Origin of the sequence: Pseudomonas sp. Sample_24, from assembly GCF_004307605.1 — a bacterium.
Classification (GTDB): domain Bacteria; phylum Pseudomonadota; class Gammaproteobacteria; order Pseudomonadales; family Pseudomonadaceae; genus Aquipseudomonas.
This window is the reverse complement of sequence record NZ_RCNW01000439.1, coordinates 1-12,099: the sequence shown is the minus strand read 5'-3', so window position 1 is coordinate 12,099 and position 12,099 is coordinate 1. Positions and strand designations below refer to the sequence as shown.

Annotated in this window: 13 protein-coding genes and 1 pseudogene; 7 read left to right on the top strand and 7 right to left on the bottom strand. The window is 60.4% G+C overall.

Features of this window, described 5'->3' with window-relative positions; genetic code table 11:
* The first annotated feature begins 92 nt into the window (after positions 1-92).
* From D8V06_RS25785 to D8V06_RS25760, 6 genes are all read left to right on the top strand, one after another.
* Positions 93-1,367, top strand: a complete 1,275-nt coding sequence (locus D8V06_RS25785) for a glycerate kinase (protein WP_056852978.1) — start codon at positions 93-95, stop codon at positions 1,365-1,367.
* Positions 1,364-2,779, top strand: a complete 1,416-nt coding sequence (gene pyk, locus D8V06_RS25780; protein ID WP_056852979.1) for a pyruvate kinase — start codon at positions 1,364-1,366, stop codon at positions 2,777-2,779. Before D8V06_RS25785 ends, pyk begins: the two co-directional genes overlap by 4 nt.
* 186 nt (positions 2,780-2,965) lie before the next feature.
* Positions 2,966-3,880: an urea transporter gene (locus tag D8V06_RS25775; protein ID WP_130908462.1), complete on the top strand. Its 915-nt coding sequence runs from the start codon at positions 2,966-2,968 to the stop codon at positions 3,878-3,880.
* Between the two features lie 21 nt (positions 3,881-3,901).
* Complete coding sequence (locus tag D8V06_RS25770; protein WP_056852981.1) at positions 3,902-4,726, top strand: ion transporter; 825 nt, start codon at positions 3,902-3,904, stop codon at positions 4,724-4,726.
* A gap of 93 nt (positions 4,727-4,819) precedes the next feature.
* The gene (locus tag D8V06_RS25765; RefSeq protein ID WP_056852982.1) at positions 4,820-5,815 is read left to right on the top strand and encodes a sulfate ABC transporter substrate-binding protein; all 996 of its coding nucleotides are present in this window, start codon (positions 4,820-4,822) and stop codon (positions 5,813-5,815) included.
* 178 nt (positions 5,816-5,993) lie between these two features.
* Entirely contained in the window at positions 5,994-7,199 is a 1,206-nt protein-coding gene (locus D8V06_RS25760; protein WP_130932069.1) for an MFS transporter, read from the top strand.
* Between the two features lie 93 nt (positions 7,200-7,292).
* Here the strand turns inward: D8V06_RS25760 and D8V06_RS25755 are convergent, their stop codons facing one another.
* Together D8V06_RS25755 and D8V06_RS25750 are read right to left on the bottom strand one after the other, a co-directional pair.
* Entirely contained in the window at positions 7,293-7,697 is a 405-nt protein-coding gene (locus D8V06_RS25755; protein ID WP_130932068.1) for a type II toxin-antitoxin system HicB family antitoxin, read from the bottom strand.
* Positions 7,697-7,882, bottom strand: a complete 186-nt coding sequence (locus tag D8V06_RS25750; protein WP_130932070.1) for a type II toxin-antitoxin system HicA family toxin — start codon at positions 7,880-7,882, stop codon at positions 7,697-7,699. Before D8V06_RS25750 ends, D8V06_RS25755 begins: the two co-directional genes overlap by 1 nt.
* Before the next feature lie 278 nt (positions 7,883-8,160).
* On the opposite strand from D8V06_RS25750, the gene D8V06_RS25745 reads away from it, so the two are divergent.
* Positions 8,161-9,060 (top strand): LysR family transcriptional regulator, encoded by a 900-nt coding sequence (locus D8V06_RS25745; RefSeq protein ID WP_130932067.1) that lies wholly within the window; start codon positions 8,161-8,163, stop codon positions 9,058-9,060.
* Positions 9,061-9,111: 51 nt separating this feature from the next.
* Here D8V06_RS25745 and phnN read toward each other — a convergent pair whose 3' ends face one another.
* The 5 genes and pseudogenes from phnN to D8V06_RS25720 all read right to left on the bottom strand — a co-directional run.
* A complete protein-coding gene (gene phnN, locus D8V06_RS25740; protein ID WP_130905236.1) occupies positions 9,112-9,681 on the bottom strand; it encodes a phosphonate metabolism protein/1,5-bisphosphokinase (PRPP-forming) PhnN in 570 nt (189 codons plus the stop codon).
* 131 nt (positions 9,682-9,812) lie between these two features.
* Complete coding sequence (locus D8V06_RS25735) at positions 9,813-10,223, bottom strand: hypothetical protein (protein WP_056852987.1); 411 nt, start codon at positions 10,221-10,223, stop codon at positions 9,813-9,815.
* A gap of 13 nt (positions 10,224-10,236) precedes the next feature.
* Positions 10,237-11,439 (bottom strand): c-type cytochrome biogenesis protein CcmI, encoded by a 1,203-nt coding sequence (ccmI, locus tag D8V06_RS25730; protein WP_130932066.1) that lies wholly within the window; start codon positions 11,437-11,439, stop codon positions 10,237-10,239.
* On the bottom strand, positions 11,436-11,906 hold the full coding sequence (locus D8V06_RS25725; RefSeq protein WP_130932065.1) for a cytochrome c-type biogenesis protein: 471 nt from the start codon (positions 11,904-11,906) through the stop codon (positions 11,436-11,438). The genes ccmI and D8V06_RS25725 overlap by 4 nt, the downstream gene beginning before the upstream one ends.
* A pseudogene (locus D8V06_RS25720) lies at positions 11,903-12,099 on the bottom strand (DsbE family thiol:disulfide interchange protein); the annotation flags it as partial. The pseudogene D8V06_RS25720 and the gene D8V06_RS25725, both read right to left, overlap by 4 nt.

Genomic DNA, 12,099 nt, shown 5'->3' with positions numbered 1-12,099 from the left:
AGCGGACGCAGAGCGTCCATTGAGGCATTCCCACGCAGAGCGTGGGAACGATCATCAGCATTAACCAAGAACAATAAGATTGGGAGCCCGCCATGTCGGTCGATCCGCAACAACTGCTGCGCGAGCTGTTTGCCACAGCCATCGACGCGGCGCATCCGCAGCAAGTCCTCGAAGCTCATTTGCCTGCCGACCGCAGTGGTCGAGTGATCGTCATCGGTGCCGGTAAAGCCGCAGCCGCCATGGCCCAGGTGGTCGAGCGCTGCTGGCAGGGTGAAGTCTCCGGTCTGGTGGTGACCCGTTACGGTCACGGCGCCCCCTGCGAAAAAATCGAAGTGGTCGAAGCCGCACACCCCGTGCCTGACGCGGCCGGTCAAGCCGTGGCCAAGCGCGTATTCGAACTGGTCAGCAACCTGACGGAAACCGACCGGGTGATCTTCCTGCTCTCCGGTGGCGGCTCAGCCCTGTTGGCACTGCCGGCCGAGGGCATCACCCTGGCCGACAAGCAATCGATCAACAAAGCCCTGCTCAAGTCTGGCGCGACCATTGGCGAGATGAACTGCGTGCGCAAGCACCTCTCGGCGATCAAAGGTGGACGGCTGGGCAAAGCCTGCTGGCCGGCCACTGTTTATACCTACGCGATTTCCGATGTGCCGGGCGACCTCGCCACGGTCATCGCCTCCGGCCCTACCGTGGCCGACCCGAGTACGTCCGCCGAAGCGCTGGCGATCCTCAAGCGCTACCACATCGAAGTACCGGCCTCGGTGCGCACCTGGCTGCAAAGCCCGGAGTCGGAAACGGTCAAGCCTGGCGATCCGAGCCTGGCCCGCAGTCATTTCCAGTTGATCGCCCGCCCGCAGCAGTCACTGGAAGCGGCGGCCGTGAAATGCCGTCAGGCCGGCTTCAGCCCGCTGATCCTCGGCGACCTGGAAGGTGAATCCCGAGACGTGGCGAAGGTCCACGCCGGCATCGCCCGGCAAATCGTCCTGCACGGCCAACCGCTGGCGGCGCCCTGCGTGATTCTTTCCGGCGGCGAAACCACCGTCACCGTGCGCGGCAACGGCCGTGGCGGACGCAACGCCGAGTTCCTGCTCAGCCTGACCGACAGCCTCAAAGGCCTGCCCGGCGTCTACGCGCTGGCCGGCGATACCGATGGCATCGATGGTTCCGAAGACAACGCCGGCGCCATCATGACCCCCGACAGCTACGCCCGCGCCGCCGCCCTTGGCTTGAGCGCCAGCGACGAGTTGGACAACAACAATGGCTATGGCTACTTCGAGGCGCTCGACGCATTGATCGTCACCGAGCCGACCCGTACCAATGTCAACGACTTCCGCGCCATCCTGATCCTCGAGAGCCCAACATCATGACGCCTGATAAAAAGGTCAAAATCCTCGCCACCCTCGGCCCGGCCATCGACGGTATCGACGACATCCGCGAGTTGGTGCTGGCGGGGGTCAACATCTTCCGCCTGAACTTCAGCCACGGCGATCACGCCGACCATGCCCAGCGCTACCAGTGGATCCGCGAGGTCGAGCGCCAGTTGAATTACCCGCTGGGGATCCTGATGGACCTGCAAGGCCCGAAACTGCGGGTTGGCAAGTTTGCCGAGGGCAAGGTGCAACTGGTGCGCGGCCAGGCCCTGCGCCTGGACCTGGATACCACGCCGGGCGATGAGCGCCGGGTCAATCTGCCACATCCGGAGATCATTGCGGCGCTGGAGCCGGGCATGGACCTGCTGCTGGACGACGGCAAGCTGCGCCTGCGGGTGGTCACCAAGTACGCCGACGCCATCGACACCACGGTGCTCAACGGCGGCGAACTGTCGGATCGCAAAGGGGTGAACGTGCCGCAAGCAGTGCTCGACCTGAGTCCGCTGACCGCCAAGGATCGCCGCGATCTGAGTTTCGGCCTGGAGTTGGGTGTGGACTGGGTGGCGCTGTCGTTCGTACAGCGCCCGGACGACATCCGCGAAGCCCGCACACTGATCGGCGATAAAGCGTTCCTGATGGCTAAGATCGAGAAACCCTCGGCGGTTGAACAACTGCGGGAAATCGCCGAGTTGAGCGACGCGATCATGGTCGCGCGCGGCGACCTGGGCGTGGAAGTCCCGGCGGAAAGCGTGCCGCAGATCCAGAAAAACATCATCAGCACCTGCCGCGAACTCGGTAAACCGGTGGTGGTGGCCACGCAAATGCTGGAGTCGATGCGCTTCTCACCGGCCCCGACGCGCGCCGAGGTTACCGACGTGGCCAACGCCGTGGCCGAAGGTGCGGACGCGGTGATGCTGTCGGCGGAAACGGCGTCTGGCGAATACCCGCTCGAAGCCGTGCAGATGATGAGCAAGATCATCCGCCAAGTGGAAAACGGCCCTGACTATCAGGCACAACTCGACGTCAGCCGCCCGAAAGCCGAGGCCACGGTTTCCGATGCCATCAGTTGCGCGATCCGCCGGATCAGCAACGTATTGCCGGTGGCGGTATTGGTGAATTACAGCGAGTCGGGCACTTCGAGTTTGCGCGCTGCGCGTGAACGGCCGACCGTGCCGATCCTCAACCTGACACCGAACCTGCAAACCGCTCGTCGCCTGACCGTGGCCTGGGGTGTGCACTCGGTAGTCAACGATCGCCTGCGTCAGGTCGATGAAGTCTGCTCCACAGCGCTGGAGATCGCCCAGGCCCAAGGAATGGCGCAGCGCGGCGACACGTTGTTGATCACTGCGGGTGTGCCGTTTGGGCAGCCGGGGTCGACTAACTCCTTGCGCATCGAAACATTGATTTAAAGATCAACGCCTGTGGCGCGGGAGCTCGCTCCCGCTCGGCTGCGCAGCAGTCGTCGCTTTGATGACGGGTTCCACAGAGAAACCGCATTGAGCGAGTTGGGCTGCTTCGCAGCCCAGCGGGAGCGAGCTCCCTCGCCACAAAGTTCGTGCAAGACCTTGGTTTTTCCCACTGCCCTAGACTTCATCATGCCTGCCAATCACTTCAATACCCACTGCCCCGACTGGGCCGAAGCCTTGCTCAACGGCTTCAGCCAGATTTTCCTCCAGCGCAATCCGCTGTGCGGTTTGCTGATTCTTTCAGCCATCCTGTTCACCGCCCCGGCCCTGCTTGGCGGAGCAATGCTTGGCGGCGTCGCCGGTTTGCTCACCGCGCAACGCCGCAACTATGCCAAGGCTGATCGCCAGGCCGGGTTGTTCAGCTACAACGGCGTGCTGCTCGGTCTGCTGCTGAGCCTGTATTTCCCTTGGTCGGCGCTGATGCCGCCGCTGATTCTGGCCGCTGGAGGCCTGAGCGCAATGATCACGCAACAGTGGATCAAGCGCGTGCGACTCAGCCAGTACCTGCCCGCCTACACCACGCCCTTCGTCGTGCTGGGCTGGCTGCTGCTGTGTTTCGCGACACCGTCGACAACAGCGCACTTGATCGAAGTCAGCCCGCTGAACATGCTGGCCGCACCGCTCAAAGGCATTGGCCAGGTGATGTTCCTCGGTCATCCGCTGGCAGGTGCGATGATTGCAGCCGGATTGCTGATCGCTGATCGCCGTGCGTTCTGTTGGGCATTGCTGGCCTCTGTCGCGGGCATGGGCTGGAGCATGTTGAATCATGATTTCTACAATGCGTTGCTCGGCCTCGGTGGATACAACGCCGTACTCGCCGCCCTCGCCCTCAGCTCGCAACGCCAGCACCCGTGGCTGCCGCTGGTCGGCATCGGGCTGGCGCTGCTGCTGACACCGATGTTTGCCGCCGCCGGCATGCCGACGCTGACCGCGCCATTCATCCTTGCCTGCTGGCTGGTTGGCAGTGTTGCGCAAATATTTGCCAAGGCCACTGTCCCCCATACGCCTTGCACTCTGGAGGAGAATCAACCTAGGCTGCGCTGATCATCGAGTCAGGCGTTTTCCATGAACAGCAGCAAAAATTGGCGTGAAGACCTTTACGTCATGATTTTCCAGAGCGATACCAAGGCCGGCCGGCGTTTCGACGGCATTCTGCTGTTGATCATCCTCGCCAGCCTGGTGGTCGTGATGCTCGACAGCATCGACAGCATTCACAAAAACTACGCCGATGTACTTGCCTATATCGAGTGGGGTTTTACGGTCATTTTCCTCGGCGAATACATCCTGCGCCTGTACTGCTCACCCAAGCCTTTGCGCTATGCCTTCAGTTTTTACGGGCTGGTGGATCTGCTGGCGATCGTGCCCGGGATCCTCGCGCTGTATTACGCCGATGCGCAGTACCTGCTGATCATCCGGATCATTCGGATGCTGCGGATCTTCCGCGTGCTCAAGCTCAGTCCTTACCTCAAGCAAGCCAACTACTTGATGTCGGCGTTGCGTGGCAGCAAGCAGAAGATCGTGGTGTTTCTGGTCAGTGTCTGCACACTGGTGACGGTGTTCGGCACGCTGATGTACGTGATCGAAGGTCCGGAACATGGCTTTACCAGCATTCCCAAAGGCATCTATTGGGCGATCGTGACCCTGACCACCGTGGGGTTCGGTGACATCGTGCCGAAAACCCCGCTGGGCCAAGTGGTTTCGTCGCTGGTGATGATCACCGGTTACTCGATCATTGCCGTGCCCACCGGGATTTTTACCGCCGAATTGGCCAACGCCATGCGCGGCGAACAGCTGCAACATGATTGCCCGGTGTGCCGGAAAAACAGCCACGAACACGGTGCCGCCTTCTGCTCCCGTTGTGGTAACGCGCTGTTCAAAAAAATGGAATAAGCAAAGTGCTTTTTAATCTTTAAAGGCCTATGCGAGCCCGGCTATAGTCGCTGGCAAATTGCCTCTCATTTTTAATAGAACAAGGAATTCGCAGTGAAAAAACTCTTTGGCGCTTCATTCCTGGCGGCTGGCCTGGCCCTGTCTAGCGTGGCTCAGGCTGCACCGACCCTGCTCAACGTTTCCTACGACGTGATGCGCGATTTCTACAAGGACTACAACACTGCGTTCCAGAAGCACTGGCAAGCCGAGCACAACGAAAACATCACTCTGCAAATGTCGTTCGGCGGTTCCAGCAAACAGGCGCGCTCAGTCATCGATGGTTTGCCGGCTGACGTGATCACCATGAACATGGCCACCGACATCAACGCCCTGGCGGACAACGGCAAACTGGTGCCGGACAACTGGGTCACCCGCCTGCCGAACAACAGTGCACCGTTCACTTCAGCCACGGTGTTCATCGTGCGCAAGGGCAACCCGAAAGCCCTGAAAGACTGGCCGGACTTGCTCAAGGATGGCGTGCAAGTCATCGTGCCGAACCCGAAAACTTCCGGTAACGGTCGCTACACCTACCTGTCGGCGTGGGGCTATGTGCTGAAAAACGGCGGCGACGAAAACAAGGCCAAAGACTTCGTCGGCAAGCTGTTCAAGCAAGCGCCTGTACTGGACACCGGTGGCCGCGCCGCTACGACGACGTTCATGACCAACCAGATCGGCGACGTGCTGGTGACCTTTGAAAACGAAGCGGAAATGATCGCCCGCGAATTCGGCCGCGACCAGTTCGAAGTGATCTACCCAAGCGTCTCCGCTGAAGCCGAGCCACCGGTGTCCGTGGTCGACAAAACCGTCGACAAGAAAGGCACCCGCGCCGCTGCCGAGGAATACCTGAAATACCTGTGGTCGCCGCAAGGCCAGGAAATCGCGGCGGCCAACTACCTGCGTCCGCGCGACCCGGCCGTGCTGGCCAAATACACCGACCGCTTCCCGAAAGTCGACTTCCTGTCGGTGGAAAAGACCTTCGGTGACTGGCGCACCGTGCAGAAAACCCACTTCAATGATGGCGGTGTTTTCGACCAGATTTATGCTCCGTAAACCCTGAGTTCGGGCCCCAAAAAAAGGCGACCCGGGCAGGTCGCCTTTTTGCCTTTTATAGAACGCAAGCCCGTCTCTCATTCCGCAATGGAATGACTACTATCACTGCAATCCCTCTTCCGCCGTTTCGGCCAGGCCCTTACCCTGCGCGCATTCCCTCTGTACTAAGAGACACATTATGAAACCCGCGACCCAGGTGCCTCATGGTACCGCGACAATGACCCGAGGCATGGTGCTGCTGTTCGCCTTCTGTTGCGGCGCCATTGTCGCCAACATCTACTATGCCCAACCGATCATCGGCCTGATTGCTCCAGACATCGGCCTGACCAACACCATGGCCAGCCTGATCGTTTCGCTGACCCAGATCGGATATGCGTTGGGCCTGTTTTTCCTGGTGCCCTTGGGCGATCTCCTGGAAAATCGCCGGCTGATGATCATCACCACACTGGTGGCGATTGCCAGCCTGCTGGGCGCGGCGTTCACCGATCAGCCGAACGTGTTTTTGCTGATTTCGCTGCTGGTGGGATTCAGTTCGGTGTCGGTACAGATCCTGATTCCACTGGCCGCGCATCTGGCACCGGAAGAGTCTCGCGGGCGCGTGGTCGGCGGGATCATGGGTGGTTTGCTGCTGGGGATTTTGCTGGCCCGACCGGTTTCCAGTGTCGTCGCCGACCATTTCGGCTGGCGAGCGATGTTCGTGATCGCGGCGATCTTGATGGCCGCGATCAGCATTGTCCTGGCGGTGACCATTCCCAAGCGCCAGCCTGATCACAGCGCGTCCTACGGCCAACTGCTGGGTTCGTTGTGGACGCTGTTGCGTCGGCAGCCGGTGTTGCGTCAACGAGCGTTTTATCAGGGTTGCATGTTCGCCACGTTCAGCCTGTTCTGGACTGCCGTGCCGCTGGAACTGGCGCGCAACCATGGCCTGTCGCAAAGCCAGATCGCGATCTTCGCCCTGGTTGGAGCCATCGGCGCCATCGCCGCGCCCATCGCTGGTCGTCTCGCCGACGCCGGGCATACTCGCATTGCTTCGCTGTTGGCGTTGCTGTTCGCCAGCCTGAGCTTTTTGCCCGCGTTCATCCACCCGATCTACAGCGTCATCGGCCTCGCCGTGACCGGGGTGCTGCTGGATTTCTGCGTACAGATGAACATGGTCCTCGGCCAGCGCGCGGTCTACGCCCTCGATGCAAAAAGCCGCAGTCGCCTGAATGCGTTGTACATGACCAGCATCTTCATCGGCGGCGCATTCGGCTCTTCGGTGGCCAGCCCGGTGTACGAACACGGAGGCTGGTTGTGGATTGTGATTGTCGGCAGTGCGTTTGCGTTGTTGGCGCTGGTGCGGTTTCTGTGTGTTTCGCAGAAAGTCGCGTTGGCGACGGCTTAGTTTCAGAACATCCAGAGCAGGCTCGCGCCCACAAGTCATGGGTGAACACTGAGGGAGCGAGCCTGCTCTCGATTGCCGTGCAGTTGAAAATACTTATTGCCGAACCAGCTTCTCCAGCGCCGCATCCGCCAGAAATGACGAGCGGCTTTTGACATTGTGCTCACGCACATAGCGGTCGATACGCTGGATCACATAGCCGGGCAAGGTGACATTGACCTTCTCGGTTTTGCCCATGTAAGGCGAGATGTCCAGTTCCAGCATGCCCCAGCCCATGTCGGCGAATTCCGGATTGGCACGATGCATCGCCGCCGAAGCCGGCATCGGAATCGTTTCTCCGTCTGCGGCTATTTCCTGCAGCATGATGTGGGCAATTTCAACAGCAGCGTTGTAAGCATCTTCAAAGGTATCCCCGGCCGTGACCGCACCGGGAATGTCGGGGATCTGAATACCGATGGCAGTGTTCTCGTCGCCCCATTCGATACAGATTGGATATTGCATTATGGATCTCCTGCGTAACTGGCTGGCGGGCAGTACAGCCCGGCTCGCCTCCTGATGCTCTTGACCGTTCCCAGGGGTAAAGCCTTTTTCGGATGGGGAACGGGAATCGTGTATGGATTGAAACGGTGAGTGAAGATGTGATGACTGCCAGTGACCCGATCCAGTGTCCAACCCGCCTCCATCATTTCCTTGATCAATAGCCTGCTCTACACCACCCGCCTCCTTGCTTCGGCCCAATCAAAAGTAACCCTAGAGTTATCTTTACTCAAGCACAAAAACGCCAGACGCGACGCTCGGCTGTTTTACAAAGTGTGTTATCCGACGCTTCTTCCTTTCCGGCAGAAAGCGGCGTGGCCGGTTACGCCAAAGCCTGCCCCGATTACACTCAATGACCAGGGCCTGACCGATAGGTGACCATCGCCAGCAGGTTCGCTTGTGCATTGAATCTCTAAAAGGACTACAAATGGATCGCCTGGGCGCAATGGAAACCTTTGTCTATGTGGTGGAAACCGGGTCGTTTTCCGCAGCGGCCAGACGCCTGAATATCGGTCAGCCCGCCGTGTCAAAAATCATCGCGCAACTCGAATCGCGGCTGGCGGTGCGACTGTTGTTGCGTTCCACCCGGGGCCTGGCGCCCACCGAGGCCGGGCTGGCATTCTTCGAGCGGGCCAAACGCGCCCTCGAAGAAGCCGATGAGGCAGAGGCCGCCGCCCGCGGTGCGGCCCGCGGGCTGACTGGCAATCTGCGTGTCTGCACTGCGGTGACGTTCGGCCGAATACATATCGTGCCGTACCTTGGGCCATTTCTTGAGCAGAACCCGGAACTGAACATTGACCTGATGCTCGATGATCGCAACGTCAATCTGGTGGAAGAAGGCGTTGATGTCGCTCTGCGAATGGGCACCTTGAGCGACTCGGGGCTCACCGCGCGCAAGATCGCCGAATGTCGGCGCGTCGTGCTGGGTACACCGGCGTACTTCGAAAAACACCCTGAACCCACTTGTCCATCAGACCTGTGCAATCATCAGGCAATCGTCTACACCCTGGGCGGCAGCGCCAACTGGCTGTTCAAAAGGGCTGGAGAGGAGCAATCGGTGATCATCAATGGCCGCCTGCGTATCAGCGCCGCAGAAGGATTGCGTGCGGCCGTACTGTCCCATCAAGGGCTGACCATGGCGTCGCAGTGGATGTTCGCGCCGGAGCTGGCCAGCGGCGCGGTCCGTGAAGTCATGCACGAATGGAGCTTGCCCAATCAGGACCTGTGGGCCGTGTTCCCCACCGGCAGAATGGCCAGCGCCAAGGCGCGGGCGTTTGTGGAATATGTGCAGGGATTGTTGATGACACAGGCCAGTGCCCATCGATGACGGGGCGAAGCTTTTACCGAAATTCAACCGAGGTAGACCCGGCCGCCAGCATCATGCCCATGCGGATTGCTCATCAATGCATTCAAGCAAGCGCGTCACTGTATTTTCCAAGGCTCCGGAATTGTCGAGTATCCGCAAGGTCGGGTCGTTGTCGGCAAGGACACGCTTGTTGAAACGGGCATTGCGCGCCAGTCGCGCATCGATTTCCGCCACGGATTCGCGCCCTCGGGCCAACAAACGTGCACGCAACACGGTTTGGTCCACGGTCAGCAGCACCACGTGCATGTTCGGATAACGCGCGCGAGCGTTCTGCAAGTGCCCGCGCGAGCCGTTGACCAGCACGTCATTGCCAGCGGCCAGCCAATCGTCGATTTCCCGCGGGATGCCATACGAGAGGCCATTGGCATGCCAGCTCAAGGCAAACGCACCCTGTGCTTCCATCTCGGCGAACTGCTGCGTGCTGACGCCCAGCGCCGCTTCACCCAGCGCTTCGGCCGAACGTGTGATCACGCGTCGAACGATGCGGCAGCCACGTTCGGCCAGCCGCGCGCGCGCAGCATCCAACAGGCTGTCCTTGCCCGAACCGGAAGGTCCGATGAGATAGATCAACCTGCCTGACATCTACATACCCTCGGCATTGGTTGTTTACTGGTTGGGCCTCTGGCAAACGGTCCTGACGGCCCATTGTTCTACGGTGGCGCAACGGTTTTCAACGGCCATAAAAAAGGCGACCTCGACGGTCGCCTTTTGCATCATTGCCCGAACTGCCGGCCCAAACCACCTGGCACCCCATGAATATCCGTTTCCTCCCAAGGCCCCTTCGGACTGATCGAACGGCTCCAGCCATTATCCCAACGGTAATAAGTACGCTGGCGATAAAAGGTATTGGGCTGATCATCCAGCACATAAACCCCAAGCTTGGGATCCCAGTGACTGTTGCCCCCGGGCGGCGGCGCGAAACTGGCGGAAGTGCGAGGCAACGGTTTGGCTGGCTTGGCCGGCGTCGTCGGTTTGCTCGGCACGGTAGTCGGTGCAGGCTTGGTACTTGGCTGCGACGGCGGAATCCGTGACGGCGCCGGCTGCTCCATCGGAGGCCGTTGAACCGCACAAGCGCTCAGCCCTAAAACAACGCTGAGCAGGGTAATTCGAGCGATGGCGGTCATGTTTGCATTCCTGTTATTTGTCCGGGCTGTCGATGGTCAGTTTTTGCGGCGCTGTCGTGCTGCTGGACAGTGGCTGGCTGCGACCGATCCACTCGCCAGCCGTTGGTTGGCCGGCGCGGGAGATGCGCGCAACCAGTTGGACTTCAGGGAAGTTCGACAGTTTCAACTGCGGCATCATTGCGTCGGCATCGCCCAGTTCGACGGTTGCCGGCAGGTCGGCCACGGTCAGGCGCTTGGCTGCCAATGGCGCGGGTGGGCCGGAAGTGGCGCGGGCGAAGATGAACACGCTGTCACCGGGCTGCACCTTGGCCTTGAGCTCCGGAGCCAGATCGACACTGACCTTGAGCAATGCCGATGCCTTGGCCGCTGGCGCCTTGGCCACCTGACCACCGCTGGCGACCAGTTTCTCGGTGGCGCGGGTAATTCCGCCTTGCAGCGCGATCCGCGATTTATCGTCCGCAGGCAATTGCTCCAGCAGGCGATTCCAGTAATCGACCGCTTGCTGGTAACGCTCGCCTTCGAATGCCGCGATGCCCAACAAACCGAGGCTGGTGACTTCTTTCGGATCGGCTTTCAACGCTTCGTCAGTCAACGCCTGGATCTTGTCCGACCACTGCTTGCCATCCGCGAAGTACAAGGCCTGCGCCCACTGCCCCAACAATTCGGGCTGACGTCCGGCCAGGTTCACAGTGCGCTCGAAAATTTTCGCTGCATCGGCCGGACGATCCTGAGTCATATACGTACGGCCAAGGAAATACAGCGCCTCAGCAGAGTCTGGCTGTGCCGCGACTGCACGCTCCAGACGCTGGGTCATTTCTTCCATCGACTTCGGTGCCTGGGAGAATTCCCGGGTCAACTCGACTTTGTCGCTGGCACCGAAATGCAGGTACAAAGCCAAGCCCAGCACGGGGACCAGGATCGCCGCCAACAGCGGTGCCGGTTTGCCCAGACGCGAGACACGCGGCGCGGCAACGCCCTCGGTGTCGGCGAGTAATTCACGGGCTGCTTCGGCGCGGCCGGCATCCATCTGCGCGGCGTCGAGTACGCCCTCTTCCTGCTGAGTCTGCAACTCAGCCACGCGCTCCTGATACAGCGCCACGTTCAGGGCGGTACGATCCTCTTCGAGCTGGGCGCGACGACTGCGCAGAATGGGGATCAGCAGAAAACTCAGGGCCACCAGTAGGAGCAGACCTGCAGCGAGCCAGAAATCAATCATTCTTGGTTTTTATCCAACAGTTGATCGAGGCGCTTGCGCTCCTCGGCAGAAAGCGAGCCCGGGGTATCGGCGCGTTGCACACGACGACGGCGGACAATCACCGCGATGATCACCAAACCACCCAGCAGCAGGCCGGCAGGGCCGAACCAGAGCAAGGCCGTCTTGGCGTTGAGGGCGGGTTTGTAACGGACGAAATCACCGTAGCGATCGACCATGAAGTCGATGATCTGCTGGTTGTCCTTGCCCTCGCCAAGCATGCGGAAAATTTCTTTGCGCAAGTCAGCGGCGATCGGTGCGTTGGAATCGGCAATGTCCTGGTTCTGGCACTTGGGGCAACGCAGCTCCTTGGTCAGTTCGCGAAAACGCTCGCGGTCGCCTTCCTTGGCGAACTCGTAGGTGTCGATGGCGGCATGGGCCACACCGGCCATGCTCAGGCCCAGGACAACGGCGGCGATCCAACGCTTCATGGCTTGGCCTCGTCGACCAGCGCCTGATACTTGGCCGCCAGTTTTTCACGCCAGACTTGCTCGTCGATCACGCCGACGAACTTGTCGCGGATAATGCCCTTGGCGTCGATGAAGAAGGTTTCCGGAGCGCCGTAAACACCGAGGTTCAGGCCCAGGGTGCCGGCATCGTCGCGGATGTCCAGTTGATACGGGT

Excerpts from the sequence above, each read along its gene's own strand:
- D8V06_RS25785 (WP_056852978.1), top strand. The coding sequence starts at position 93 with ATGTCGGTCGATCCGCAACAACTGCTGCGCGAGCTGTTTGCCACAGCC.
- pyk (WP_056852979.1), top strand. The coding sequence starts at position 1,364 with ATGACGCCTGATAAAAAGGTCAAAATCCTCGCCACCCTCGGCCCGGCC.
- D8V06_RS25775 (WP_130908462.1), top strand. The coding sequence starts at position 2,966 with ATGCCTGCCAATCACTTCAATACCCACTGCCCCGACTGGGCCGAAGCC.
- D8V06_RS25770 (WP_056852981.1), top strand. The coding sequence starts at position 3,902 with ATGAACAGCAGCAAAAATTGGCGTGAAGACCTTTACGTCATGATTTTC.
- D8V06_RS25760 (WP_130932069.1), top strand. The coding sequence starts at position 5,994 with ATGAAACCCGCGACCCAGGTGCCTCATGGTACCGCGACAATGACCCGA.
- D8V06_RS25755 (WP_130932068.1), bottom strand. The coding sequence starts at position 7,697 with ATGCAATATCCAATCTGTATCGAATGGGGCGACGAGAACACTGCCATC.
- D8V06_RS25750 (WP_130932070.1), bottom strand. The coding sequence starts at position 7,882 with ATGATGGAGGCGGGTTGGACACTGGATCGGGTCACTGGCAGTCATCAC.
- D8V06_RS25745 (WP_130932067.1), top strand. The coding sequence starts at position 8,161 with ATGGATCGCCTGGGCGCAATGGAAACCTTTGTCTATGTGGTGGAAACC.
- phnN (WP_130905236.1), bottom strand. The coding sequence starts at position 9,681 with ATGTCAGGCAGGTTGATCTATCTCATCGGACCTTCCGGTTCGGGCAAG.
- D8V06_RS25735 (WP_056852987.1), bottom strand. The coding sequence starts at position 10,223 with ATGACCGCCATCGCTCGAATTACCCTGCTCAGCGTTGTTTTAGGGCTG.
- ccmI (WP_130932066.1), bottom strand. The coding sequence starts at position 11,439 with ATGATTGATTTCTGGCTCGCTGCAGGTCTGCTCCTACTGGTGGCCCTG.
- D8V06_RS25725 (WP_130932065.1), bottom strand. The coding sequence starts at position 11,906 with ATGAAGCGTTGGATCGCCGCCGTTGTCCTGGGCCTGAGCATGGCCGGT.